Below are 24,784 nucleotides of genomic sequence, written 5' to 3'. Positions count from 1 at the left end.
CCGCGAAAATCACAAACGAAAATCGCGAGTTTAGGACTGCATGTCTCTCCTCGAAAACGAGGAGAGATGACAAAAATCTTGCACGTTAATTGCAGTTTGGCGCGACAATGGCCTTGAAACTCAACGCAGCATTCTTCAGAAACTCGATGAGTTCCGTGTCTGGCGTAGAAATGGGTTGTTCTTTGGATTCTTGCTTCGCGCGATATTGCCATGATGAACCGATCGCGCGTCCGTCGTCATAAAGGCCGTCCCCAGCATCCCGTTCCCGGCACGCTGCCTGACGATCTCTATGACTATTACAGTGATGCGCCGGCGGCGCATCGCGACTCGCCGACCAGAAACACGACCAGAACCTGGCGCGTCGACGACGACTGGCCCGAGCGTGTGCCGGTCACAGAGGTCGAGGTTGACATCTTCGAGCGCTACTTCGGCGATGTGCTCGACCGACTGTTCGGCCCCATCGAGAACACGTCCCCGAACGCGGACTTGCCACCATTAACATCTGATGTTAACGATAGGTCGTGAGCGAGGATCACGACCCGACCCTCGACACGCTCTTCGAGCCGCCTTCGGGCAGGCGGTGGATGTGGTGTTGAAGGAGCGAGACATTTTATGAAGACGCTGCAGGTCGGAATCGCCGACTATGAAGAAATAAAGGCTCGCACCATGCGGATCGCACGCGGCGACGAAAAGCCCGCGCCGGACGATCCGAAGGTGTGGTTCACCTCCACCGAATCCTTCGCGCAAATTCTCTCCAGCGGAAACCGCGAGTTGCTGCGCGTTATCGACGAACAATCGCCCGGATCGCTGGAGGATCTGTCAAGAATTACTGGGCGAGCCAAGTCCAGTCTGTCTCGAACACTCAAAACGATGGCGAACTATGGCCTTGTCCGAATGGACCCCGGCGAAGGTCAGAAAGTTGTGCCCACGGTGCTGTATGACCGCGTGACCCTGGAGTTGCCGTTGATCGAGCGCCGCAAAATGAAGGGAGGCAGGCGATGAATATGCACAGTCCCGATGTCGCCCAGCGCGCCGCCCTCTACCTGCGCGTCTCCACCACGCGGCAGGCCGAACACGACGTATCGATCCCCGATCAGCGCAAACAGGGCGAAGCCTATTGCGCATCGCGCGGCTATCGGCTCATCGAAACCTTCGTGGAAGCCGGCGCCTCCGCCACCAACGACCGCCGCCCCGAATTCCAGCGTATGATCGAAGCGGGCACATCGAAGCCCGCACCCTTCGATGTCGTCGTGGTGCATTCCTTCAGCCGTTTCTTCCGCGACCACTTCGAGCTTGAGTTCTACGTCCGCAAGCTGGCGAAGAATGGCGTCAAGCTCGTCTCCATCACGCAGGAGATGGGCGACGATCCCATGCACGTCATGATGCGCCAGATCATGGCGCTGTTCGACGAGTATCAGTCCAAGGAGAACGCCAAGCACGTCCTGCGCGCCATGAACGAGAATGCGCGGCAAGGCTTCTGGAATGGCGCGCTGCCGCCGATCGGCTATCGCATCATCGCAGCCGAGCAGCGCGGATCGAAGACCAAGAAGAAACTGGAGATCGACCCGCTGCACGCCGATACAGTGCGGCTGATCTATCGGCTGTTCCTCGAAGGCGATGGCAATTCCGGTCCGTTGGGCGTCAAAGCCATCACCTGCCATCTCAACGAGCGGCGCATCTTCACCCGCGACGGTGGACGCTGGGGCCTCGCACAAATCCACTCGATCCTGACCCGCACGACCTATATCGGTGAGCACCGATTCAACACCCGCTCGCATAAGAACCGCGAGAAAAAGCCCGAGAGCGAGGTCGCAGTCATGGCGGTGCCGCCGCTGATCGACCGCGAGACCTTCGATGCGGTTCAGGCGAAGCTGAAATCCCGCAACCCCATGCTGGTGCCGGCTCGCGTCACGAGCGGTCCCACCCTCCTTACCGGTATCTGCTTCTGCGCCAAATGCGAGGGCGCAATGACGCTGCGCACCGGCAAGGGCAGCGCGGGCGGCATGTATCGCTACTACACCTGCTCAACCAAGGCGCGTCAGGGCAAGACTGGCTGCGAGGGACGATCGATCCCGATGGACAAACTTGACGATCTGATCGCGAGCCACCTGGAAGAACGGCTGCTCCAGCCGGAACGTCTGGAAACTATCCTCTTCAGCCTCCTCGACCGCCGACAGGAACGCGCCGAGCGCCGCCGTGAACACCTCGCTGAACTCAACCGGCGAATCACCGAGACCGACCAGCGGCTCAACCGGCTCTATGACGCCATCGAATCCGGCGTAGCCGCTCTGGACGATTCAGCGCTGAAAGAGCGCATCGCCGGCCTCAAGGCGCTTCGGGATCAGGCCACGGCCGACGCCGAACGCATTCAGGCAACGCTCGACAGCGCAGGCAATCAGGCGATCACCCCGGACATGATCGAGACCTTCTCCAGCGCCGCCCGCGCCGGGCTGCGCCTCGAAGGCGGCGGTTATCGGCGGGATCATCTGCGCGCCTTCGCGCAGCGCGTTGAGGTCGCAGACACCGAGGTTCGCATCACGGGATCGAAGTCGGAGCTGCTGAGAACCCTCGTTGCCGCTTCGAGCGTAAAATCGGCGGCTTTTGGCGTTCGCAGTTCTGTACTGAAATGGCGCGCCCGAAAGGATTCGAACCTCTGACCCTCAGATTCGTAGTCTAAGGTTGTCCATTGATTTATTTGAGAAATTCTGCAAAATGGACCATAATCTGAACCTTAAGTTTCAATGCGGTAGCAGGCTCACTGCAAACCGTTTTGGGCCTCAAACGTCATCGCGCTTTCGTAGATCGAGCATGGATACGTAATGATCTCGCAGAAGATGCTTTCGCGCTTCGCCAGCCCGGCCGACGAGCCCGAAACCGTCTAACCGGCTCGTCGATCTCGACTCTCGACTAAGGCGTAAGGTTGCAAGTCGTCATATGTCTAAGCCCAGCAGGCTCGGAACATCAACGTTCATCCCCATCCCCAGAGGTGGGTCCAGGCACCGTCTACCCTTGGTCGACATCGCCTACAACTTCTGTCGTCTGATCTTCCATGGACGCGTCAGGGTCACGGGATGAGTCCGCCCGGAGCAAGAAGACGTTGAAATCGGCTCCATAGGCCGCTTCCCAGGCAGCCTGACGCCAATTTTCATACCCCGAATGCACTGGTCGGACGAGAGTGTAAGAAATTAGAGGCTTCTTGCAGGTGTCCAGATGGCTGTAAGAGCAGAAGTTTGATCAATGTAGCGTAGCACGAAACGGGCGCGCAGGTTGCTCGTTTGTAGGGGGAATCGCTTTTGAATGCCCGGAGGCCCACAGGGGGCGTCCCACGTTAAAAAGGCCGTCACTCGCCATGCTCTGATGCTTGCATCATGGAAAGCCAAGAGCAAAAGAGGGCAGCAGAGGCTGCAGCAGTCACAAGACCGCCGCGCTCAAGATCGAACTCGGGCAGGTTGCACTGCAGTTCTTTGACGGCCTCGCTCTCAGCCAAAGTGACACACGTAGCAATTCTCAAGGTTTCAAGCGCCTCGCGGTGACTAGCAATATGCTTCTCCGTCAAATGCAATCCTACCGAGAGCCGATTGTCTCCCACGAGGATGCAGCCAACGTGGCCTAGCGCCTGATCCGCCGGGGCGAATGAGAAAGCCACGTAGGGCAGCAACAAACCGCGGCTCTGCAGATCAAGCGCGAATGGGTCCCCGCTCGCGACATAGTCCTCACGGAATTGGATCTGTAACCGACTATTCACGGCCGAGAACGCCTTGCGGATGTATGCGGCGAGGAATTGTAGGGAATCCTCACCCCTCTGTGGGGTCGGCAGTTCAATGGCCATCGTTGATTCCTAGATAAAGCTTGGCCATCGCCGGATCGCTGAGAAGGTCAGCGGCCTTTCCCGACATCGCAACTTTGCCGCCGTCCAAGATGTAGCCACGATCGCTTATCTTCAGGCTCTGGCGCGCACGCTGTTCGATCATGAGAACGGCGACTTCATGTGATCGCAGATCGATAACGCGCTGAAAGACCTGGTCTGTAAGCGCAGGAGAAAGAGCAGCCGTGGGCTCATCGAGAATGATCAGCTTTGGATCAGTCATTAGCGCGCGGGCGAAAGCCAGCTGCTGACGTTCCCCTCCAGATAGTGACCGCGCCAACGTGCGCCTGCGGTCGCGGAGGGCCGGAAACACGCTGAACATATCATCGAGGCGTTTTCCGGACCGCCCTGATACGTTCACGACCTTCAGATTTTCCAGAACCGTCAAACTTGCGAAGACATTTGAGATTTGAGGAACATAGCTGATCCCCCGAGCAGCACGTTCTTCCGCCCTCATGCGCAATAGGTCGGCGCCGGCGAACAGCATCGTGCCGGACATCTTAGGAACTAGCCCCATGATGCCTTTCACCAAAGTGGACTTGCCGGCACCATTGGTTCCCGCGATCGTCACGATTTCCCGATCGGAAACCGACAGCTCTATATTGCGAATGATATCGATCTCACCGTATCCGGCACTAAACTCGCTCAGTTGTAGCAGCATCAGACGCTCTCCCCGAGATACGCCATCCTCACGGTTTCGTCAGCCAGCACCTGGGCGGGCGATCCGTCGCCGATGGCGCGGCCATGGTCGAGCACCACCATGCGTTTGCAGAGGCGAGACAGGGCCCCGATATTGTGTTCAATTATCAGAAAGCCGATCCCAAGTTGATTGAGTTCAATGATCCTCTCGCTTATCTCATCGATTAGAACCGGATTAACGCCCGCAAAAGGTTCATCCAGAAGAATAAACTTCGGTTCGAGCATGAGAGCTCTTCCAAGCTCGACCAATTTTTTTTGCCCTCCGGACAGGTTCTTGGAGAACTCTTCGGACACGTGAGACAGACGTAGAAATTCTAGAATTTGCTTTGCACGCCTTTCGATCTCGACTTCAAACCGACGGGTCGCTCTAGGCTGAAAAAAGGCCCGCAGGATCGAGTCTCCTGGCTGATTTCTTGCGGCTACGAGCAGATTTTCCAGGACGGTGAGATGCGAGAACGGCCTCGGGACCTGAAATGTCCATGCCAATCCAGCTCTGGCGCGTTTGAATGCTGGCAATGTCGTGAGATCGAGACCATCCAGGGAAACCGATCCGGAACTCGGCGACTGAAGACCGTTGATGAGGCTGAACAGTGTTGTCTTGCCCGCGCCGTTCGGGCCAATCATGCCGACGATGGCGTTGGTCGATAGCGAGAGACTGACACTCTGAACAGCGTGAAATCCGCCATAGGAGCGCGACAAGGAATCGAGCGTGAGAGTCATTTGGAGGTGTAGTTCCCCATGAGGCCCTGGGGGCGCCAGACTGTCATGATCATCAAGGCAAGGCCGATAGCCGCGAGCCGAATGCTCGCCATCTCAACTTCTGAAATCCATGGGAGAACATCGCGAAGGAAGCGGGATCCTTCGAGAAACAATGTCAGGAGCAGGGTGCCGGCTAGTGCTCCGCTCAATCGTCCGGCACCGCCAACAATCACCGCGATCCACACATAGAAGGTTGTCAAGGGAATAAACTGGTCCGGGCTGATATAGCCGATGTAATGCGCGTAGAGCGCTCCGGCGATAGCCATAATTCCACCACCGAGACCTAGCACGCGCATCTTATATGACAACGCACTCTTGGCGATCGCCGAGAAAGCCGCTTCATCATCGCGCATCGCTTGAACGGATCTCCCAAAGGGGCTTCTCACCCATAAATAGATGCCGACTGCGACCAAGAGATTGGCTAGGATGATCACGGTCAGGAAATTTGCAGCGCTCGACCACGGAAGAGGCAGAGCCGGCACGTTCGCTATGCCGCGTGGGCCATTGGTCAGCGATTCGTGCCCGATCAGGAATGTCCTGACAATCTCGCTGAAGCTGAGAGTGACGATGCCCAGATAGTCTGCGCGAAGGCGCAAGCAGATGCGCCCGAGTAGCAGGCTGGCAAGCACACCGGCCAATCCCCCTACCAAGACTGAGACGGGCACTGGCCAACCCGCCATCGAAAGAAGCGCGGATGTGTAGGCCCCAATGGCGTAAAATCCGACAACGCCGAAATTTGCGAGACCCGCGAAGCCGTATTGGAAGTTCAGCGCTTGCGCGAGCAGGAGGTAGATTCCGCCGATGGACAGAAGCGTGATGAGATAGTGATCCATCAGCGCACCTGCTCAGGCCGACCAAACAGCCCTTCGGGCTTCCAGATCAAAGCGGCGATCAAGATTCCAAAGGAAAAGATGGACTTGAAGACAAACCCTGTCCAAGGCGTCGACAATTCCTGCAGCACTCCCAATGCGACGGCTGCAACTACAGCACCAATCGGGTTGCCCAATCCTCCTAGGACGGCGGCGGCAAAGCCGGACAGAATCAGGTGCCAGCCCATCTCTGGAATGACCACTGTCTTGATACCTACGAGGGCGCCGCCCATCGCGGTCACGATGCCGATCAACGCCCAGAGGAGGATCATGACTCGGCGAGCCTTGATGCCCGCGCTGCGCGCTAGATCGCGATTATCCGCGAGCGCGCGCACCTGGAGTCCGATTGGCGTCAAATACAGGACCGCAAAGACGAGGCCCAGCAGAAAGACACAGCCCGCCGCGACCCAGAGGTCGATAGGCACCACGCGGAAACCGTTGAAGTTCATCGCCCGGCTGGCAGGGTAGTCGATCGCAAACTGTCCGTGCCCGACGAACAAGGTGAGTATAGCCCGAACAAACAGTGCCAGACCGACCGAAGCGATCAGAGCCATGACGGGCGAAGCTTTGCCGAGATGTCGAAAAAGTACTGCATAAGCAACCAGAGATAGCCCGGCCACTGCGGCCGCTGAGCCCAAGAGCCCGGCGATCAACGATCCGTTCGTGAGCGCCTGAGTGCCAACCACGACATAGGCACCCACTGTCATGAAATCGCCGGTGGCGGCATTGGTGAACTTCGCGACCGAGAAGCAAAGTGAGATTGACAGTGCAAGGGTCGCAAGCAGCAACCCTTGTACCAAGCCGGACATCGCGAGGTTCGCATAGAACATCATTCAGCGCTCGAAGCCAACATCGTATCGATCTGCCGACTGCGCGTTCTTGATCGTGGAGACGCTGAAGTTCGCCGGTGTGCGGCCCTCTTTGTCGAAATCGACCGGGCCGGAAGCTCCCTGATAGTTGAGGTTCTTGACGCCTTTTTTCAGCAACTCCCTTCCTTCTGCAAAGCTGTTAACGACTTCGCCTTCCGGACCGCAGATTTGTCTGATGGCTCGGGCGATCTCAGCTCCGTTGTTTGCATTCGGGGCAGCCTCCAGGGCCAGCGCTACGAGCACCACCTGATCGAACGCCATGGCTGCGAAGTTGTTGCCCGCACCGGAAGTCTTCATCGCCTCCTGATAAATGGCATCGAACTCCTTATATGCGGGCGAGCCGCGGCTCGGGGTGAAGCGGTAGACCATCAGCCCTTCGGCGATATCCTTGCCGACCGCCGACACAAGTCGGGGTGTAGCGGCGAACTCCGGTGCTACGATCGGCGCAGAGTTTCCGAGCTCATAAAGTTGCTTGACTAGGATCGTCGCGTCCGGCTCGTAGCCATTGAGCACGATGAGGTCAGGATTGAGAGCCAGAAGAGTCTGCAATTCTGACCTGTAGTTTGGCTGATTCGGCTGATACTGAATGTTGCCGGGTGCGGTGCCAGTCCTCGTTTTCCAGCGCGCAGCGAACGCAGCGGTGTTTCCGATAGAAGCGTCGTTCGTGAGGGTGAGGGTGACCGGCTTCTTTGCGGCCTCGCGAGCGGCGATGAAGTCAAGAACAAAACCAATTGAGTTGCTGCTCGGGTAGAACTGGAAGCCCAGACCTTTTGTATTGTCCGATGCCAGTTTCGGAGCTGCGCCGTTATGCATCAGCACGACGTTCGACGCGTTGGTCACTGGGATGATCGCCAGCGCCTCGGGGCTCGAATAGACTCCGAGCAGGCAATGGACCTTATTGACCTCGATCAGCTTCCGAGCAGCGAGCAGCGCTGGCTCTGGAAGAGTTTGACTATCCTCGGCAAAAATCTCGAATCGTCGCCCTCCCGCGCCACCTTGAGCATTGATGCGCTCCGATGCAGCAATGATCGTCTTCTGCATGCCGGCGCCAAAGGCCGCGGCGGCACCTGTGACCGGATTTAGTGCCCCGACCCGGATATTTCCAGCCGCGAATGCTGAATCGCTCCATGACGTTGAAAGCAAAGTTGTGATCAGGCCAGAAACGGCCGCCCGTCGATTAATTACAAATTTTGTCATGTTATCCCCTTTTTGTTTTGATATCAGGAAATGACGCAAGCAAAACTCCTGAGTTGTACTTGCTGTAGGTTCCGTTTTAGATTTCCCTTTTTACAAACTCGCCATGCTTAATGATCGCACGAATGTTCTTCGTAGGATCGGTCAGAACATTGATGTCTTCGAGTGGATTTTCATCCAGCACCAACATGTCGGCATATGCACCAGGAGCGATGACGCCGAGCTTCCCCTCCATTCCAACCACCTCGGCACCAAGGGACGTTGCACTGCGGATCAGCTCAGGTGCGCTCAACACCGCGCTTCTGAGGCGGAATTCATCGAGCTGGCAACGATGAAGCTCGCCGAGCAGGTCGCTGCCATAAGCCATTTTCACACCAGCCGCCTGGGCAATGCGAAGTGAATCCGATCCGACGGCCAAAACGCGCTCTAGCTTCGAAAGGCTGACCTCAGAGAAACCGAGATTTCGCCCTTCTCGCGCCAGCGCATCATAGGTCACTAGTGTCGGAACCAAATAGGCTCCACGCGCGGCCATCAGCTCGGCCGTGGGCTTATCGATCAGATTTCCGTGCTCGATTGTCCGGACGCCGGCTCGGACGCATCTTTCCACCGCATCTGCGGTATAAGTATGGGCCATGACGTAGGTTCTCGCCCGCCGCGCCTCATCGACGAAGGCCGCGAGCTCTTCATCGGAGTACTGCAGGAAATCGATCGGGTCTGCCACGGAGGCGACACCGCCCGACGCCATGATTTTGACGTGGTCCGCGCCGAGCCGCAACTCGTCGCGCGTAGCCCGCCGCACCTCGGGCACCCCGTCTGCTATGCGGCCAATGCCATTGAGAGTGTGCTCCATCTCGTGGACGTTCGGCTGATCGATCTGGGCGCGGAAATCACCATGACCGCCCGTTTGGCTGATTGCCCGTCCGCAAATGAAGAGCCGAGGTCCCTGGAAAAGCCCTTCCTCGACGGCGCGTTTCAGGCCCAGATCTGCCCCGCCGGCATCTCGGACGCTGGTAAATCCCCTAAGGAGCATTTCTCGCATGACGCGCGACGAGCGGGCGGTGACGAGGGAGGTTGGCAACTCTTTCCCAGGAGCGAGATTGAGCTTCACCGCGGTAACATGAACGTGGCAGTCGATCAGCCCCGGCATCAGCACGCGGTTCCCGAGATCAAAAACCGCGCCCGTGACGGGGTGCGCATCCTCGACGACTTCGTCAATTACGCCATCGCGAATGTGGACGCTTTTGCCTGCAATAAGCCGACCCGCGCGACAGTCGAGAAGTCGTAAGTTTGTTAGCCAATACGAATTTTTCACGCCCTACCCCAGCGATCTAACCCACGACCCTGTCGGGGGCATGTCACGAACTTAGCATCCTTATAAAATCAATCAAGCTTGCTTTTATAAGGATTTGCAAACTATCTAGAGACGGGCCATGCGATACCGAACGCATGTGCGAACCGAGACCTGAGGCGGACGAGAATGGTGGCCAAGAGGCGCAAGCAGGTCAGAAGCGTGGTGACCCGCGAGAAGCTAATCGGCGCGGCTCTCGAGGAAATCCACGCAGTGGGCTTGCAAGCGGTGACAACGAAGCAGATCGCACATCGGGCCGAAGTGTCCCGAGGTGCGTTGCTCCATCATTTTTCGACCAGGGAGGAGATCGTCCAGGCCGCGATGGAGGACTTTCTCAATGAGATGACGGAGCGCCTGAGAAGCAAGACGGCTGAGCTTAGAAGCGCATCAATCTCTTCTGATGCGATTATAGATTTTCTCTGGCCGATTTTCTCTGGTCGGTTTTTGCACCTAAGCCTTGAGCTTGTGGTATCAGCTCGAACCGACGCACCATTTCGCGATCAGATGATCCCGATTGTGCAGAAATTCCATCATGCGATGGACGAAATCTGGGATGAGTTTTGCGCGGCCGAAAGCAGAACTTCAGCTGAAATACGCATGATTTTAAACCTTACTATATGCCTACTCAGAGGAATGGGCGTTCAGACCGTTCTGCGGAACGATCGTGATTATTACGCGCAGATGATCGAGGCCTGGAAAGCTCTCCTGCCAAACATTGTAAACGGTAGTGTGGGAGGTATTATTTTCTCTCGAAAATCATAAGCCTAAAACTCGAGCGTTTCCGGCCTTTGTTGAAACGATTGTGAGGCGACGCTTTTGCCGTCGGCCTAACTCAACGTACCGGTTGATGAGGGCGTGCGATGACGCCGGCGCTGAGCGATGATCTTCGTGGGCGGGCTTTGAAGGCTTCGAGCGATGGGCATTCGGTACGCCAGGCAGCAGCCCGGCTCGGGGTCGGGATCTGGACGGCGATCCGGTGGATCGCTCGGGCGAGGCTCGGCGAGCGGGTGAAGGGCCGACGGCGAGCCTCGCGCCTGGATGCGGATGAGGCCTTCATCGTGGGGCTGATCGCAGATCGCCGGAACATTACGTTGAACGAGACGATGGCGCGTCTGTCGGGCGAGTGGTCGGTCGTCATAGGCCACAGCGGGCTCCGTTCCTGGCTGCGGTCGCATGGCTGGAGGTTCAAAAAAGATCGGGTTGCCGGGGGGCGGTCACCTCCTGCCAAATAGGAGACGGTAGGATTTTCCGGGCAGGCTCCATCGGTTTAACCGGTCCATGGATCTGTTTGTCTGTCTTGATGTTCGAGCTTACGGCGCCAAGGAGATTCTCGGCATCTGGCTAGAGCAGAACGAAGGTGCAAAGTTCTGGCTGCGCGTCATAAACGAGCTGCGCAACCGCGGCGTCGAGGACATCCTGCTCGCCGTCGTCGACGGGCTGAAGGGCTTTCCCGACGCGATCCTGGCCGTCTTCTCGGAGGAGATGGTCCAGATCTGCGTGGTTGACCTGCTGCGCACAGCCTCGATTTCGTCTCCTACAAGGATCGAAGGGCCGTTGCCGCCGCGTTGAAGATGATTTGCCGCGCTGTCGCTGTCGAAGCCGGCGAAGCGGAGCTACGCACTTTTGAGGAAGGTCTCTGGGGTCCACGCTATCCGGCCCTGGCCCAGAGCTGGCGCCGCGCCTGGAGCGAGGTTGTGCCGTTCTACCCCTTTCATGTCGACGTGCGTCGGATCACCGCCTGAATGCGCAAACGACTTTAAAGCCGCAGGATATGACCCAGATTAAACCGGAAGCGCTCTAGGCGATAGATTTTCTGCCTATCGCGGAGCGGTGCGGCAAACTTCTCGTTGTTCGGACCCACAGGCCAGGTCACGGCTGAAGAATTCGGAGCCCTGTTCGACCCGGATCGTCTTCGGACACTTTTTGGGGGGGCGGGTGCCAACATCGAGCGTACATCGTTCATTCGGCGCTGCAATCGATGGCCGCCTCGATCGCTTTCAAGACCTCGTAGATATACACAAAGATTCGACCTTAGAGGCCATCTTCGCAATCGCCCATTCTCTCGCCAGCGCAGACCAATCGGCTGCGACTGCCAGTTTTTAGATAGAGGTAAGTCTGAATAACAATTCTTAAAACTCAATTTTCTAATCTAGATTCTAATTTGAACAGGTCGTTATTCAGCCAGGGTATTATGGTCTTCATATCAGGAATTACTTTTTCGACGAGAAGGGACCGGCATATACGCGCGATTTGTTGCGGCATGTCGCCGTGCTCCTCCCTTCGGGCGATCAGATAGAAGCAGCGCGACGTGCGAGGTCCCGGCAAAGGGTCGAGTCTCGCATTGCCGACGAAGTGGCGCGCGTGAAGGAGGCAAAGCGCAGTCGTCAGGGCCCAGCCGGGACCAGCTGTAACCATGCTCAACAGGGTATCTGACGAGTCCATCTCGAACCGGTCGACAGGTTCGATGCCCAGTCGACGCAGATGAACATCGATATGAATCCCCAGCGATGAACGGCGACTGTATCGGACCAAAGGCAATTGATGAGCAAGCCCACGCAAGCCATCGATAGAAAGCCCGGAATAGTCGGCCGGCGAGACGAGCAGGAAAGGATCGCGAAAGAGTTCATGACGTTCCAGCCCATCAATGGAGTCGAACGGATCCGTTGTGACAATCAGATCCAGTTCTCGGGCCAGCAATGCTTCACGGATCGTGGTGTTAATCCCTGAGGAGCGGAGAGTGAGTTGCTCGGCGCGGCTCTGTAGGTGGGGCACGATATGCGGGCCGAAAGTGGAGGCGAAGCTGTCTGTGAGACCAAGGCGGATCTTGGGAAAGGCCGCCCTGGCGCTTTGGCGAACGGCAGTGGAGATTTTTCTCGCTTCAAGGAGCATGGAATCCGCATAAGCAAGGAATCTCACCCCTGCCGGCGTCACCCGCAATGGCCGGGCCGTGCGATCTATCAACTCGACCCCGAGAAGTAGTTCGATTTGTTTGAGCAGTTGCGAAACGGCGGATTGTGTCAGCCCGACTTTTTTAGAAGCGGCAGTCAGTGAGCGTTCGCGAACGATCTCTGTGAAGACTGCGAGCGATGAAAGCTCTACGAATTGTTCTCGGTCCAATCTGGCCTTGGCCGGCGCCATCGAAAGCCTCTACATTATTTTTAGTGAACATACTTCATGAGCGGGGCCTCTGACAAAATCACCATAGGGCGATTGGATCGCGGTTTTCAAACGAATAATCGATTACAAAGGCATGAGAAGCGTGCCCCCCCCCGGCCGCTGCAGCGCTTTTAGGGCATCAAATCAGAAGCAATGCAAATGCTATAAGATTAGAAATATTAATAATGCCCGTTTTTGCGGGAGCTCCTCGACGGCCCATGCTAAGACTCAATCCGTCGCGAAATGGCTTCAGGGCCAGAAGACGGCTCGCGGCAGAAAGCGTTCATGCGCAAGATCCGGCAGCTCACGACCGGGTAGGGAGGAAAGCACCATGCAGAAGACAAAAAGACAATTACTGGCGTCTACCGTGGCTCTGGCGATAGCCATCGTTTCCCCGAGCCTCGCATCCGGCGCGGAACTCGAAAAGGCCAAAGTCTCCTATGGCGGCTCTTCCTGGCTCAGTCACTACCCCGTCTGGGTAGGCATAAAGAAGGGCTACTTTACCAATCGGGGATTGACCGTCGATTGGAAGAATTTCAGCACGGGATCCGCGCGCATGGCCTCCCTGGCTGTCGGGGAGATAGAGTTCGGCGGAGCCGGCTCCATCTCGGCCATCGCTCTGATGGCCTCGGGTACGAAGGCTTTCTCTGTTCTCGCTGCTCCAGACTCCTATGCCACGGTCGAGGGCGTCATTGCCTCGGCTGATATCAAATCGATCAAAGACTTGAAGGGCAAGAAGATCGGCGTGCCGTTCGCGACGAGTTCACATGTGCTCGCTCTCGATGTTTTGGAACAGGCCGGCCTCGACCCGAACAAGGATGTCACGCTCATCAACCTGCCGGCCAGCGACACGCCCAGCGCCTTGCGAGCCAAGCAAGTTGACGCGGTGGCGACCTGGACGCCTGCCTTCAACACGCTCAAGGCGCAGGCCAACAGCAACGTCCTGCTGGATGCCAAGGAGTTCAGCCTCTACAAGCAATTCAAGCTCGGGCCAGGGCCCGATGTCTTGGTCGCAAATCGCAGTTTCGTGGACAAGAACCCGAAGACCACCACCGCATTTCTCGATGGGTACTTCGAGGCGGCCCGCTTCATCGCCGACAATCCGAAGGAGGCCGCTGCCGTCCTGACGGATCTGACTCAGCTGTCTTCCGACGAACAGCTCGCTGTCCTGCAGGATATCGAGTGGATCGGTCGCGAAGAGCAGCAGAAGATTATGGCCCCGGGAGGATCATTCACCAAAGGACTCCAGTCCCTGGCGGAATTGCTGGTGCGTTACAAGCAGATCGACAGAGCGCCCAAGGTCGATGATTGGGTGAAGACTGGTCTGTTGCAATGAAAACTGACATCGCAACCACCGGCGACGGAGCCCGTTCAGGGGCTCCGTCCAGCGGCAAGGCTCAACGGGCGAAGGTTCCCAAGCTGGCCATCAGCCTTGCTTCGTGCATTGCCCTCCTTTCCTTATGGGAGGGCGTCACAAGGTTCGGCCTGGTCGAGCCGCTGTTCCTGCCCGCTCCCTCGCAGATCCTGAACCGGGCCATGCTGATGAATGAGCAGGGCATCCTGCTCGGGCACGTGGTGGCATCGACTTGGCGCGTAATGGTCGGCTTTCTGCTCGCCTCTCTGGTCGCCATACCCTTGGGAATTTTCCTGGGTTTCTCTCCGGTCTCCCGGGCGGTCTTCGATCCCGTCCTGTCGTTCCTTCGTCCGCTTCCGTCGATGAGCTGGATTCCCCTGTCGCTCCTTTGGTTCGGCATCGGCGAGTCCCAGAAATATTCGATCGTGTTCATGGGAGCGTTCGCGCCGTCACTCCTGTACGTGATGGAGGCGACGAAGAGCGTCGATCCTCTCTTGATCAAGGCGGCACAGAATCTCGGCGCGAAGTCCAGGGACGTCATGATCGAGGTGATCCTGCCGGCGAGCCTTCCCCAGATTCTCAGCGGACTAAAGGTCATGCTGGGCATCGCCTGGACCTGCGTCATTTCAGCGGAACTCGTGGCAGCCCGGGAAGGCCTCGGCTTCATGATCATGAACGGCAAGGAATACTTCCAGACCGATACTGTCGTCCTCGGCATGGTGCTCATCAGTATTACGGTGATGGCTACAGATCTGGTGTTCCGGTTCGTCGAAAAGAGGGCCCTGCCATGGAAGGCCTGAATCAGACCCCTGTGATCCAGTTCTCGAACGTGTCCAAGAGTTATGGCCCGATGTTGGCCCTGAACGACGTCACTTTGACGGTCGAAGAGGGCGAGTTCGTCGTCATCGTCGGAGCTTCAGGCTGCGGCAAGAGCACTATGCTCAATATGATCGCAGGTTTCGACGAGCCGACCCAGGGGCGGATACAGATCCAGGGCAAGGAGAACACGGGCGTTAACCCGCAATGCGGCATGGTCTTTCAGCAGTATGCCCTGTTTCCCTGGATGTCCGTCGAGGACAATATTGCGTTCGGCCTTAAGATGAAGGGCGAGGGAAAGGCACAACGCCGCGCGCAGGCGCAAGCATATGTCGACATGGTGGGGCTGCGGGGCTTCGAAAAGGCCTACCCCAAAGCGCTTTCAGGAGGTATGCGCCAGCGCGTCGCTATCGCTCGTGTCCTCGCCAACAATCCCAGCGTCATGCTTTTCGACGAGCCGTTTGCCGCGCTCGACGCCATGACCCGTCAGGTCCTGCAGGAGCAACTGGTCCGGATCTACGAGCAGCAGCGCAAAACGATCCTGTTCATCACGCACTCTATCGACGAGGCTCTCCTACTCTCGTCGCGGATCATCGTGATGTCCGCTCGGCCTGGCCGGGTCGTGCAGGATATTGCAAACGACCTGCCGTACCCTCGAAACGCAGATGTCCAGTTGTCCGATCGTTTTGTCGATCTCAAACGTCACATCTGGGATTCCGTTCAGGCGGAGGTGGTCCGCAGCATCGAGAGCGCTGCGTGACCGCAGCCTGAGGCGCCGCGAACCGATTCGACTTACTTTTTACAGGAGTGGCACACGGGCTGCCTCCGGCAGCGTCCCGCTGTGGCCGCTCGACCGAAGAAGGTGGGCCGCGAGGTTTCCCGACATGCAGATCAAGACACTTCCACGCGACGACCGCTCTTGCGGCTGGTACCAGCTACTGCCCGTTCCCAAGCCAGCTTGTACCCTGTCGGGTCGACAAGAAGCGGACTGGGTGGTGGTGGGCGCAGGATTCGTGGGGCTCGCGGCCGCCCGACGACTGGCGGCTTTGCGCCCAAACGACCGCATCATGCTCATCGAGGCCTTGCGCATCGGCCAGGGAGCCTCCGGGCGCAACTCCGGCTTCGTCATCGATCTTCCGCACAAGCGCGATCTTGAGAACCCGGATGCCAGCTACAAGAAAAAAGTGATGCGCCTTAATGAAGCGGCGATCTCGTTCCTAGATGAAACCGTCCAACGGTATGGAATCGATTGCCAGTGGTCCCACGCCGGCCGCTACCAGGCCGCCGTCGGGAGAAGAGGCCTCGATTATCTGAAGACCTACAAAACGCTCCTGGACGCAATTGGCCATCCCTATCAATGGCACGACCGTTCCTCTCTCACGAAAGTGTTCGGCACGTCCTACTACGAGGCTGCGATCTACATCCCGACCGGGATCCTCATGCAGCCAGCCGCGCTCGTACGTGGCCTCGGCGAGACGCTCCCGCCGAACGTAGAGGTCTATGAGGATACGCCCATCACCAACATCGACCGCAGCGCCGGAAGAATCGAGCTGAGCTCATCCCAAGGATCGGTCGTGACACCCCGACTGCTCCTCGGCACGAACGTATTCTCGGCAGAGTTCGGCTACCTGCGTCAGCGGATGGTGCCGGTGATGACCTTTGCCAGCATAACGCGTCCGTTGACCTCCCGGGAAATGGAAAACTATGGCGGTGCGGACAACTGGGGGCTGACACCGGCCGACCATGCAGGGACGACGATGCGGTTCACGACCGACCGCAGATTGCTCATCCGTCACGAGCACCGCTACGTCCCCGACTATGCGAGCAGGCTCGATGACATCGCGGTCGTCCGGAAGAACCACCGCAAAGGGCTGATCAATCGCTATCCATGGGCGAAGGACGTAGAATTCGAGCACACATGGGGTGGTGTCTGCGGTATGTCGCGGAACTATGCGGCCTTTTTCGGGAAGGTCGGCGATGGCGTCTACGCCTCCGCCTGCCACCAAGCCGTTGGCGCAGCACGCGGTACAATCTCTGGGCATTTGCTCGCCGACCTAGCGACAGGGCAGGATTCGCAGCTCGTCTCGGACATGGCCGACGTGTCGGGCATGCCTGCGCTCAATCCGCCACAGCCGTTCCTCGGCGTCGGCGTCCGCACACGCATGAAGTATGCGAGCTGGGCAAGCCGAAGCGAGCGGTAACTAGGCTCAGGACACACCGCAGAAAATGCATTCCTTTGCAATGGAGGATCGCACAATGGCGACCATCACCCGTCTTCAGAAATCCCGGAGAATGAGCCAGATCGTGCAGCACGGGAGCACGATCCACTTGGCGGGACAGATTGCCGATGACTGCGCTCAGGCAATCGATGGCCAGTCGCAGGAGGTCTTCTGCAAGATCGACACACTGCTCGCGCAGATTGGCCTGACGAAATCGGCCATCGTCTTCGCAGAGATCTGGCTGAGCGACCTTGCGGACTTTGCGGGCTTCAACTCCGCATGGGAGGCTTGGGTTGATCCCGAGAGCCCGCCCGGCCGGGCGACGTGCCAAGTCGGCCTGGCTCGCGCGGGGGCCAGAATAGAGATTCTGGTCACAGCGAGCGCCGAAAGCTGATCGCGACCAAGCACCACCAACGCCGGTGGTGAGTCCATTACCTGAGACAATCAACGATCGACGCCCGAATACGGAGATCCCGGATGGCCTTAAACTCTTCCGTTAGCCCAGACGACGTCCGCACCATGTTTTCGCGCGCCATGTCCGATATGTACCGCGCTGAGGTCCCGCAATACGGGACGCTTATGGAATTGGTCGCGGAAGTAAACAGAGCCACATTGGACCGCAACTCTGAGTTGCAGGAACGGCTCGCTCGCGCTGATGAGTTAGACCGGCTCGATCTCGAGAGGCATGGGGCGATCCGAATTGGGACCGCTGCGGAACTCTCTACGATGCGGCGCCTGTTCGCCGTCATGGGAATGGTGCCCGTGGGCTATTACGATCTGTCCGTGGCAGGAGTTCCGGTCCATTCCACCGCCTTCCGTCCGATTGATGACGCCTCTCTCGCGATAAATCCCTTTCGAGTCTTCACGTCATTGCTGCGCCTGGAACTCATCGAAGATGAAGATCTCCGAAAGGAAGCGCAGGCCATTCTTGATCGGCGACAAATATTCACCCCAGGGGCTCTGCGGCTCATAAAGAAGTTTGAGGACCAAGGCAGCCTGACACCAACAGAAGCCGAGGAGTTCGTCTCCGAAGCCCTGGAGACCTTCCGGTGGCACAGTGAGGCTACCGTCGATGCGGATGTGTACGGGAAGCTGCTCGCCGCCCACCGTCTCATTGCGGATGTCGTCAGCTTCAAGGGACCGCACATCAATCACCTGACACCGCGAACCCTAGATATCGATGCAGTGCAAGTCGGCATGCCGGAGCGTGGCATCACCGCCAAGGCCGTAATCGAGGGGCCGCCAACCCGATCTTGCCCGATCCTCCTCCGCCAGACCAGCTTCAAAGCGCTGGAGGAGTCGGTACTGTTCATGGGAGATGAACATACGCGTAGAGGAACCCATACGGCGCGTTTCGGCGAGATCGAGCAGCGCGGCATCGCGCTAACCCGAAAAGGGCGCGCCCTCTACGACGAGTTGTTGGCCTCCGTGCGCGACGAGGATGGCGCAGGTAGCGCTTCCGCAGACTATCCCTCTCGCCTCGCCGAAGCGTTTGCGCGCTTTCCCGACAGCTACGAAGAAATTCGCGCACAGGATCTCGGATACTTCCGCTATTCACTGACGGGAAGCGGGGCGGTGGCCGATCTCACAGGGTTGGGCATGGATGACCTGATTGCGGCGGGGCACATCGAGGCGGTCCCCATCGTATACGAGGACTTTCTTCCCGTCAGTGCCGCAGGAATTTTTCAATCCAACCTTGGTGGCTCGGAACAGAAGAGCTACGCGGCAAATGCCAATCGCGACGCATTCGAGGCAGCACTCGGTGCGTCGGTGCTCGACGAATTCCGTCTCTACGAGGATGCCCAAGCCCGTTCAATCGGCGCGGTCGAAGCTGCCCTTCGCGACGGGCGCAAACCGTCTGCCGCCTGAATTCGAGCATGATTACCGCGCCGACCATGGCCAAGGTTTCTGATTCAGGCGCGCGGCACGTCGGAATCAGTGACCCGGGCGAACAGGCACTCAGCCGTTTTCTCACGGGCTTATTAGGAGATGGATATGCAGGCGAGGTCGCGCAGGATGTGGCTTCGCGCCTAGTATCAGCGACCGACAACAGCATTTATCAGGTTCTTCCGGCAGCCGTGCTCTATCCTCGTGGCGGCGAGGACATAAATCGGATCGTTCGGGCGGCACGTTCCGATCCGCAACGGCCGATAGCGTTATCTCCGCGCGGCGGTGGAACGGGCACTAACGGACAATCTCTCACTCGGGGGGTTGTCGTCGATGTTTCCCGTCACCTCAACCGGATCGTATCCCTCGACGTCGTCGGCCGCACCGTCGTTGTTGAGCCCGGCGTCGTCCTAGACCAACTCAACGAATACCTGAAGCCTTACGGGCTCTTTTTCCCGCCGACAGTGTCGACAGCGACGCGGGCGACTATCGGCGGCATGGTCGCGACAGATGCTTCCGGCAAGGTGCGGATTCCGATTCATTCCGGCCGGGTATTCCGATTTGAAGCCGGCCACCGTTCCGATCTGATGTCGGCCACCATTCCGATTTGAAGCCGGCCGGGGTTCCGATCAATCTCCGGCCGGTTTTCGGAGAGTTTGGCGTTTTCGTTTGGGTCAGTCCCTCGGGCATCAGGCCCCTCGCAATCGAGGGAAGCCGGATGCCTGCCAAGAGAGAACTGACCATGCGACAGATACGACAGATGCTGCGGCTTGCCCGAGATGGGGTGAGCGCGCGGGAGATCGGACGCACGCTCGGCGTGGCGCGCAGCACGATCCAAGATAACCTCAAGCGCGCCGCGACCGCCGGGCTTGCCTGGCCATTGGCCGGCGATCTGACGGACGCCGTTCTCGAGCAGCGCCTGTTCGCCCATGCCGGCGTGAAGAGCGGCTTCCGCCGCCGCGTCGAGCCGGACTGGGCCTGCCTCGTCTGCGAGTTGAAGCGGCCCGGCGTCAACCTGATGGTGCTCTGGGAGGAGTACCGCGACGCTCATCCCGACGGCTACGGCTACAGCCGCTTCTGCGATCTGTACCGGGAGTTCGAACGCCGCCTGTCGCCGACCATGCGCCAGGATCATCCCGCCGGCGACAAGGTCTTCGTCGATTACTCCGGCAAGAAGCTCTCGATCGTCGATCGGACCACCGGTGTCGTGCGGGAGGCCGAGATCTTCGTCGCCGTGCTGGGCGCCTCGAACTACACCTATGCCGAAGCGACCTGGACGCAGACGCTGCCCGACTGGATCGAGGCCCATGTCCGGATGTTCCGCTTCCTCGGTGGCGTGCCGCGCCTCGTCGTGCCCGACAACCTGAAGTCCGGCGTCCAGAGAGCCTCGTTCTACGATCCCGAGATCAACCGCAGCTACGGGATGATGGCCGCCCATTACGGCGTCGGCATTCTGCCGGCCCGCCCGCGCAAGCCCCGCGACAAGGCGAAGGTCGAAGCCGGCGTGCGCTTCGCCCAGAGCTATATCCTTGGGCGGCTGCGTCGGCAGACCTTCTTCTCGCTGGCCGAGGCGAATGCCGCGATCGCCGCCATGGTGGAGCGCATCAACGCCCACGTCATGCGCAGGCTCGGCGTCAGCCGTCGGCATCTGTTCGAGACCGTCGAGCGGCCCGTGCTGGCGCTGCTACCGGACGCCGACTACCAGTTCGCGGAATGGCGCCTGGCGCGGGTCTCCCTCGATTATCATGTCGAGTTCGACGGCTTCTTCTACTCGGTACCCCATGGCCTGATCCGCGAGCAGGTCGATATCCGCGCAACGACCCGGACGATCGAGCTGTTCCACCGGGGTCAGCGCATCGCCGCACACCAGCGTCGTCATGGCGGGCGCCGGCATGGCACAGATCCCGATCACATGCCCAGCGCGCATCGGCGCTACGCCGAGTGGACGCCGGAGCGCTTCCGGCGCTGGGGCGCCTCGATCGGCCCCAACACGGAGGGGCTTGTTATCGTCATCCTGGCCAACCGGCCTCATCCCGAGCAGGGCTTCCGCACCTGCCTGGGCATCCTGCGCCTGTTCAAGGATATCGCGCCCGAACGCGCCGAGATCGTCGCTGCCCGCGCCGTCGCCATCGGCGCGCTCACCTACAAGAGCATCAGCGCGATCATCGCCAACAGGACCGACCGCAAAACGCCGACGGACGACGTGGTCATCGATCACCCCAATCTCCGCGGCCCCGGCTACTTCCATTGAAGGAACGACCATCATGCTGATCCATCCCACCCTCGATCTGCTCACCAGCCTCGGGCTCCACGGCATGGCCAAGGGCTTCCGCGATCTCGATGCCCAGCCCGAGGCCAGCCGTCTCGAACATGCCGAATGGCTCGGGCTGCTGCTCGAACAGGAGAAGACGCTGCGCCAGCAGAAGCGCTTCGAGAGCCGGGCCCGTGCCGCCAGATTGCGTCATGCCGCCAGCGTCGAGGACGTCGATTATCGCGCTGTCCGCGGGCTCGACCGCGCGCTCTTCCTTAAGCTTGCCGCCGGCGACTGGATCCGCTCACGGCACAATCTCCTGATCACCGGCCCCTGCGGCGTCGGCAAGAGCTGGCTCTCCTGCGCGCTGGGCCACAAGGCTTGCCGGGAAGACTTCTCCGTCGCCTATCACCGCGTGCCGCGTCTTCTCGCAGCCCTGGCGCTGGCGCGTGGCGATGGACGCTACGCTCGAATGCTGCGCACCATCGCCCGCCTCGATCTGCTCATCCTCGACGACTGGGGACCCGAGCCGCTCGATGCCGAGCAGCGTCGCGACCTCCTCGAAATCGTCGAGGACCGATACGAGGCGCGATCGATCATCGTGACCAGCCAGCTTCCCGTCGATCGCTGGTACGAGCTCATCGGCAATCCCACCATCGCCGACGCCATCCTCGACCGTCTCGTTCACAACGCCTACCGCATCGACCTCAAGGGCGAGAGCCTGCGAAAAACCAAACAGAGCAGCATCGCTCAGCCTGCCGCTTGACCTTCGACGAACCGCAAAACATCATCCCCTCGACCCATGCGAATGACGCCAAGGGTGGCCGGCTTCAAATCGGAAGACCCGGCCGGCTTGAGATTGGAATGCATGGCCGGCTTCGTCGGTATCCGCAGGCAAGGGGTCACGCATCTATGGTAAGACGTCCGATTATATCGAAGCCCTCGACGTGGTTTTATCGGACGGGTCCGACCATCGGGCCCAAAGGCTGACGGCTACTGAGCTGAATAGAGTCCTGGAAGGCGAGGGGCTTGCCAATGACATTTACCGGGAGGTGCTCCGCGTCGTCACTCAGCACGCAAGCCTGATCGATGAAACCTTTCCGAGCATGAACAGAGGCCTGACGGGCTACAATCTAAAGAACGTCCGGCGTGATGATGGGTTCGACCTCGCCTTCCTTCTGGCCGGATCGGAAGGTACCCTTGCCTTCACCAAGTCCATTACCCTGCGCTTGATCCCGCGCCCAAAGCTGCGCGCACTAGTGGTCGCGCGTTACGGCAGTTTCGATGCGGCGCTTCGCGACGTCCGCAACTTGCTTGCCGCAGAGCCTTCAGCCATTGAGATCCTGGACGACAAGGTCTTGGCCGTTGCGCGGACGGACGTGATCTGGAGCGGGATCGAGTCAGTCCTCGGCCAGACAGGCTCGCCCGGGGGCATGGTGGTCGCAGGCCTCAACTTCATTGAATTCGTATCGGATGATCCACAGGAACTGCGGCGGCGGACGGACGCGGCTGAATCTTTGCTCCGGAAATCCGCGCATCCCGCCTCCGACTGGACTGTCGTCCACGATCCCAGCGTTATCGCCCAATTGTGGACGTTGCGGGAAAAGTCCGTAGGCCTCCTTGGCCGCATGCCTGGAAGCAGGCAAGGTACTGCTTTCGTCGAGGACACGGCTGTGCCGCCTGAACGGCTGGCAGATTACGTCGCCGACTTCAGAGCCGTGCTCGACCGCCACGGGCTATCTTACGGCATGTTTGGTCATGCGGACGTCGGGTGCCTGCACGTTCGCCCCGCTTTGGACATGACGCGGCCGGAGGACGCTGCCTTGATCCGTCCGATTTCCGATGAGGTCGCGGCTCTCACGAAGGCTTACAGCGGCCTTCTATGGGGGGAGCATGGACGCGGGTACAGGGGTGAGTACTCTCCGTTCTTTTTCGGTCCGATCCTATATGCTGAGCTGTGTCGCATCAAAGCAGTGTTCGATCCCCAGAACATTCTAAATCCAGGAAAGCTTACCTCTCCGAATGGTCGGGTTGCAATCGATCGTATCGATACCGTGCCCTTCCGGGGCGAGTTCGACAAGCTGCTAGACTTGGAGCACAGGCAGGATTTCGGTCGCGCCGTTGCATGCAACGGGAACGCAGCCTGTCACACCTGGGACGTCTCCGATGCAATGTGTCCATCCTACAAGGCGACGCGTGACCGGGTGCAGTCACCGAAAGGCCGCGCGACACTTCTGCGCACCTGGGCGCAACTCAAATCCCGAGAAGGCCGCGGCGAAGCAGTCGGTTCGGAACTGGCAGAGATCGAGAGGCAGACCAAGCTCTCCTTAGATACGTGCCTTTCGTGCAAGGCATGCGCAAGCCAATGCCCCGTGAGGGTCGACATCCCTGACATGAAGTCACGGTTCCTCGCGGCCTACTACCGTGCGAGGACGCGTCCCGCCCGTGACCGCTTTTTGGCCCATCTCGAGGGTATGATCGGCATCGCGCGGAGATTGCCACTGGCTTCGAACACGTTCTTGCGGAGTTCTATCGTGAAAACGATCGTCTCGCGTGTGGTCGGCCTCGTGGATCTACCCGAGTTCTCGACCTCGGCACCGATCAAAAGACGGATAGTGACGCCAGAAAAAATCGCTCTGTTGCCGGACAAGGAGCGGGCTCGAACGGTTATCGTGCTGCAGGACAGCTTTCTGGGTAGCTTCGACACAGAGGTGATCGAGGCCGCCTGTCGACTGTTGGAGCGCTTTGGCTTTCGTGTCGGGATCACCCCCTTTGCCGTAACCGGCAAGGCGCAGGACGTCTTGGGGATGAGGGACCGATTTCTGAATACGGCCACACGGTTCGTGCGGCTGAGAAACGCTTATACATCGATTGGTGTGCCGATTGTGAGCCTCGACGCAGCAACGGGACTGTTGTTCGAGCAGGAATACGCCAGATGCATTCCGCTGGGCGATGCGCCGGCACCTGTCCAGGGGATCGAACGATTCCTTGCGGATGCGATCGAGGCTGGGCGCATCAAACGAGAAACCGTCCAAGTCATGAAGCGATTCCGCATCCTTCTTCATTGCACCGAAAGAACCGCCCGCCCGGAGACGGCAGCGGCTTGGCAGAGGATATTCTCGCACTTCGGGATGGACGTAACCAGCCCATCAGTCGGCTGCTGCGGCATGGCGGGTCTCTTCGGTCACCAAGTGGAACATCTCGGTATGTCCAGGCAGCTATTCGAAATGAGTTGGAAGGATCATTTCGTTCCCGGGACCGAGGATTACGTTCTCACGACCGGCTTCTCCTGCCGCTGCCAGGTGAAGCGTCTTGCTGGGCTCCGGCCTCGCCATCCGGTTGAGGCGATCCTCGCTTGCCTCGAAAGTCACGTTTGACCTGATACCGAGTAATTGTCGCTACTTCGCAGCCGCGTTCGGGCCGGGCCTAGCAAGTAAGTTACGGCGCCGATTCAGGATTTCGGTGTGCTCCTGCTCCATAAGCGCGTACCCGTTTCGT

22 protein-coding genes and 2 pseudogenes are annotated in these 24,784 nt (G+C 59.1%); 16 read left to right on the top strand and 8 right to left on the bottom strand.

Annotated features, from left to right (window positions below):
* Positions 1-210 precede the first annotated feature (210 nt).
* The 3 genes from ACFPN9_RS25750 to ACFPN9_RS25740 all read left to right on the top strand — a co-directional run bounded on the left by ACFPN9_RS25750 (position 211) and on the right by ACFPN9_RS25740 (position 2,657).
* Positions 211-525 carry a hypothetical protein gene (locus ACFPN9_RS25750; protein WP_051504830.1) on the top strand — a complete coding sequence of 105 codons (315 nt, stop codon included), beginning with the start codon at positions 211-213 and terminating at the stop codon, positions 523-525.
* A gap of 87 nt (positions 526-612) precedes the next feature.
* Positions 613-1,002 (top strand): HVO_A0114 family putative DNA-binding protein, encoded by a 390-nt coding sequence (locus ACFPN9_RS25745; RefSeq protein WP_024925088.1) that lies wholly within the window; start codon positions 613-615, stop codon positions 1,000-1,002.
* On the top strand, positions 999-2,657 hold the full coding sequence (locus ACFPN9_RS25740; RefSeq protein WP_377817869.1) for a recombinase family protein: 1,659 nt from the start codon (positions 999-1,001) through the stop codon (positions 2,655-2,657). The genes ACFPN9_RS25745 and ACFPN9_RS25740 overlap by 4 nt, the downstream gene beginning before the upstream one ends.
* Before the next feature lie 683 nt (positions 2,658-3,340).
* Here ACFPN9_RS25740 and ACFPN9_RS25735 read toward each other — a convergent pair.
* From ACFPN9_RS25735 to ACFPN9_RS25705, 7 genes are read right to left on the bottom strand one after another with little or no spacing between them, the layout of a single operon-like run.
* The gene (locus tag ACFPN9_RS25735; RefSeq protein WP_377817868.1) at positions 3,341-3,829 is read right to left on the bottom strand and encodes a hypothetical protein; all 489 of its coding nucleotides are present in this window, start codon (positions 3,827-3,829) and stop codon (positions 3,341-3,343) included.
* Positions 3,819-4,526 carry an ABC transporter ATP-binding protein gene (locus tag ACFPN9_RS25730; RefSeq protein ID WP_377817867.1) on the bottom strand — a complete coding sequence of 236 codons (708 nt, stop codon included), beginning with the start codon at positions 4,524-4,526 and terminating at the stop codon, positions 3,819-3,821. Before ACFPN9_RS25730 ends, ACFPN9_RS25735 begins: the two co-directional genes overlap by 11 nt.
* Positions 4,526-5,284 (bottom strand): ABC transporter ATP-binding protein, encoded by a 759-nt coding sequence (locus tag ACFPN9_RS25725; protein ID WP_377817866.1) that lies wholly within the window; start codon positions 5,282-5,284, stop codon positions 4,526-4,528. The genes ACFPN9_RS25730 and ACFPN9_RS25725 overlap by 1 nt, the downstream gene beginning before the upstream one ends.
* Positions 5,281-6,156: a branched-chain amino acid ABC transporter permease gene (locus tag ACFPN9_RS25720; RefSeq protein ID WP_377817865.1), complete on the bottom strand. Its 876-nt coding sequence runs from the start codon at positions 6,154-6,156 to the stop codon at positions 5,281-5,283. Before ACFPN9_RS25720 ends, ACFPN9_RS25725 begins: the two co-directional genes overlap by 4 nt.
* Positions 6,156-7,025 (bottom strand): branched-chain amino acid ABC transporter permease, encoded by an 870-nt coding sequence (locus ACFPN9_RS25715; protein ID WP_377817864.1) that lies wholly within the window; start codon positions 7,023-7,025, stop codon positions 6,156-6,158. The genes ACFPN9_RS25720 and ACFPN9_RS25715 overlap by 1 nt, the downstream gene beginning before the upstream one ends.
* A complete protein-coding gene (locus ACFPN9_RS25710; protein ID WP_377817863.1) occupies positions 7,026-8,297 on the bottom strand; it encodes an ABC transporter substrate-binding protein in 1,272 nt (423 codons plus the stop codon).
* A 37-nt stretch (positions 8,298-8,334) separates the two neighbouring features.
* Positions 8,335-9,567, bottom strand: a complete 1,233-nt coding sequence (locus ACFPN9_RS25705) for a metal-dependent hydrolase family protein (RefSeq protein WP_377817862.1) — start codon at positions 9,565-9,567, stop codon at positions 8,335-8,337.
* Between the two features lie 165 nt (positions 9,568-9,732).
* On the opposite strand from ACFPN9_RS25705, the gene ACFPN9_RS25700 reads away from it, so the two are divergent.
* The 3 genes and pseudogenes from ACFPN9_RS25700 to ACFPN9_RS25690 form a co-directional block, all read left to right on the top strand.
* Positions 9,733-10,365, top strand: coding sequence for a TetR/AcrR family transcriptional regulator (locus ACFPN9_RS25700; protein WP_377817861.1), 633 nt, complete (start codon positions 9,733-9,735; stop codon positions 10,363-10,365).
* 98 nt (positions 10,366-10,463) lie between these two features.
* A pseudogene (locus ACFPN9_RS25695) lies at positions 10,464-10,790 on the top strand (IS630 family transposase); the annotation flags it as partial.
* An 85-nt stretch (positions 10,791-10,875) separates the two neighbouring features.
* Positions 10,876-11,336 (top strand): annotated as a pseudogene (locus ACFPN9_RS25690) (transposase); the annotation flags it as partial.
* A gap of 403 nt (positions 11,337-11,739) precedes the next feature.
* Here the strand turns inward: ACFPN9_RS25690 and ACFPN9_RS25685 are convergent.
* On the bottom strand, positions 11,740-12,741 hold the full coding sequence (locus tag ACFPN9_RS25685) for a LysR family transcriptional regulator (protein WP_377817859.1): 1,002 nt from the start codon (positions 12,739-12,741) through the stop codon (positions 11,740-11,742).
* A gap of 349 nt (positions 12,742-13,090) precedes the next feature.
* Between ACFPN9_RS25685 and ACFPN9_RS25680 the strand changes: the two genes are divergently transcribed.
* The 10 genes from ACFPN9_RS25680 to ACFPN9_RS25635 all read left to right on the top strand — a co-directional run bounded on the left by ACFPN9_RS25680 (position 13,091) and on the right by ACFPN9_RS25635 (position 24,663).
* Positions 13,091-14,095 carry an ABC transporter substrate-binding protein gene (locus ACFPN9_RS25680; RefSeq protein WP_377817858.1) on the top strand — a complete coding sequence of 335 codons (1,005 nt, stop codon included), beginning with the start codon at positions 13,091-13,093 and terminating at the stop codon, positions 14,093-14,095.
* On the top strand, positions 14,092-14,913 hold the full coding sequence (locus ACFPN9_RS25675; RefSeq protein ID WP_377817857.1) for an ABC transporter permease: 822 nt from the start codon (positions 14,092-14,094) through the stop codon (positions 14,911-14,913). Before ACFPN9_RS25680 ends, ACFPN9_RS25675 begins: the two co-directional genes overlap by 4 nt.
* Complete coding sequence (locus ACFPN9_RS25670; protein ID WP_377817856.1) at positions 14,901-15,689, top strand: ABC transporter ATP-binding protein; 789 nt, start codon at positions 14,901-14,903, stop codon at positions 15,687-15,689. The genes ACFPN9_RS25675 and ACFPN9_RS25670 overlap by 13 nt, the downstream gene beginning before the upstream one ends.
* A 124-nt stretch (positions 15,690-15,813) precedes the next feature.
* Entirely contained in the window at positions 15,814-17,130 is a 1,317-nt protein-coding gene (locus ACFPN9_RS25665) for an NAD(P)/FAD-dependent oxidoreductase (protein WP_377817855.1), read from the top strand.
* 55 nt (positions 17,131-17,185) lie between these two features.
* Entirely contained in the window at positions 17,186-17,542 is a 357-nt protein-coding gene (locus tag ACFPN9_RS25660) for a RidA family protein (RefSeq protein WP_377817854.1), read from the top strand.
* Positions 17,543-17,610: 68 nt separating this feature from the next.
* Positions 17,611-19,017 carry a 2-oxoadipate dioxygenase/decarboxylase HglS gene (hglS, locus tag ACFPN9_RS25655; RefSeq protein ID WP_377817874.1) on the top strand — a complete coding sequence of 469 codons (1,407 nt, stop codon included), beginning with the start codon at positions 17,611-17,613 and terminating at the stop codon, positions 19,015-19,017.
* Between the two features lie 8 nt (positions 19,018-19,025).
* Entirely contained in the window at positions 19,026-19,646 is a 621-nt protein-coding gene (locus ACFPN9_RS25650; protein WP_377817853.1) for an FAD-binding oxidoreductase, read from the top strand.
* A gap of 131 nt (positions 19,647-19,777) precedes the next feature.
* Positions 19,778-21,286, top strand: coding sequence for an IS21 family transposase (istA, locus tag ACFPN9_RS25645; protein ID WP_305663633.1), 1,509 nt, complete (start codon positions 19,778-19,780; stop codon positions 21,284-21,286).
* A gap of 13 nt (positions 21,287-21,299) precedes the next feature.
* Positions 21,300-22,052: an IS21-like element helper ATPase IstB gene (gene istB / locus ACFPN9_RS25640; RefSeq protein WP_068176996.1), complete on the top strand. Its 753-nt coding sequence runs from the start codon at positions 21,300-21,302 to the stop codon at positions 22,050-22,052.
* A 181-nt stretch (positions 22,053-22,233) separates the two neighbouring features.
* Entirely contained in the window at positions 22,234-24,663 is a 2,430-nt protein-coding gene (locus ACFPN9_RS25635) for an FAD-binding and (Fe-S)-binding domain-containing protein (protein WP_377817852.1), read from the top strand.
* Positions 24,664-24,784 lie beyond the last annotated feature (121 nt).

It is taken from the genome of Allobosea massiliensis (assembly GCF_042655245.1).
Lineage (GTDB): Bacteria > Pseudomonadota > Alphaproteobacteria > Rhizobiales > Beijerinckiaceae > Allobosea > Allobosea massiliensis.
This window is presented reverse-complemented; position numbering and strand designations above follow the sequence as displayed.

Bases quoted from the DNA above. Each gene is read 5' to 3' on its own strand.
- ACFPN9_RS25750 (WP_051504830.1), top strand. From the start codon at position 211: ATGATGAACCGATCGCGCGTCCGTCGTCATAAAGGCCGTCCCCAGCAT.
- ACFPN9_RS25745 (WP_024925088.1), top strand. From the start codon at position 613: ATGAAGACGCTGCAGGTCGGAATCGCCGACTATGAAGAAATAAAGGCT.
- ACFPN9_RS25740 (WP_377817869.1), top strand. From the start codon at position 999: ATGAATATGCACAGTCCCGATGTCGCCCAGCGCGCCGCCCTCTACCTG.
- ACFPN9_RS25735 (WP_377817868.1), bottom strand. From the start codon at position 3,829: ATGGCCATTGAACTGCCGACCCCACAGAGGGGTGAGGATTCCCTACAA.
- ACFPN9_RS25730 (WP_377817867.1), bottom strand. From the start codon at position 4,526: ATGCTGCTACAACTGAGCGAGTTTAGTGCCGGATACGGTGAGATCGAT.
- ACFPN9_RS25725 (WP_377817866.1), bottom strand. From the start codon at position 5,284: ATGACTCTCACGCTCGATTCCTTGTCGCGCTCCTATGGCGGATTTCAC.
- ACFPN9_RS25720 (WP_377817865.1), bottom strand. From the start codon at position 6,156: ATGGATCACTATCTCATCACGCTTCTGTCCATCGGCGGAATCTACCTC.
- ACFPN9_RS25715 (WP_377817864.1), bottom strand. From the start codon at position 7,025: ATGATGTTCTATGCGAACCTCGCGATGTCCGGCTTGGTACAAGGGTTG.
- ACFPN9_RS25700 (WP_377817861.1), top strand. From the start codon at position 9,733: ATGGTGGCCAAGAGGCGCAAGCAGGTCAGAAGCGTGGTGACCCGCGAG.
- ACFPN9_RS25685 (WP_377817859.1), bottom strand. From the start codon at position 12,741: ATGGCGCCGGCCAAGGCCAGATTGGACCGAGAACAATTCGTAGAGCTT.
- ACFPN9_RS25680 (WP_377817858.1), top strand. From the start codon at position 13,091: ATGCAGAAGACAAAAAGACAATTACTGGCGTCTACCGTGGCTCTGGCG.
- ACFPN9_RS25675 (WP_377817857.1), top strand. From the start codon at position 14,092: ATGAAAACTGACATCGCAACCACCGGCGACGGAGCCCGTTCAGGGGCT.
- ACFPN9_RS25670 (WP_377817856.1), top strand. From the start codon at position 14,901: ATGGAAGGCCTGAATCAGACCCCTGTGATCCAGTTCTCGAACGTGTCC.
- ACFPN9_RS25665 (WP_377817855.1), top strand. From the start codon at position 15,814: ATGCAGATCAAGACACTTCCACGCGACGACCGCTCTTGCGGCTGGTAC.
- ACFPN9_RS25660 (WP_377817854.1), top strand. From the start codon at position 17,186: ATGGCGACCATCACCCGTCTTCAGAAATCCCGGAGAATGAGCCAGATC.
- ACFPN9_RS25650 (WP_377817853.1), top strand. From the start codon at position 19,026: ATGATTACCGCGCCGACCATGGCCAAGGTTTCTGATTCAGGCGCGCGG.
- istA (WP_305663633.1), top strand. From the start codon at position 19,778: ATGCGACAGATACGACAGATGCTGCGGCTTGCCCGAGATGGGGTGAGC.
- istB (WP_068176996.1), top strand. From the start codon at position 21,300: ATGCTGATCCATCCCACCCTCGATCTGCTCACCAGCCTCGGGCTCCAC.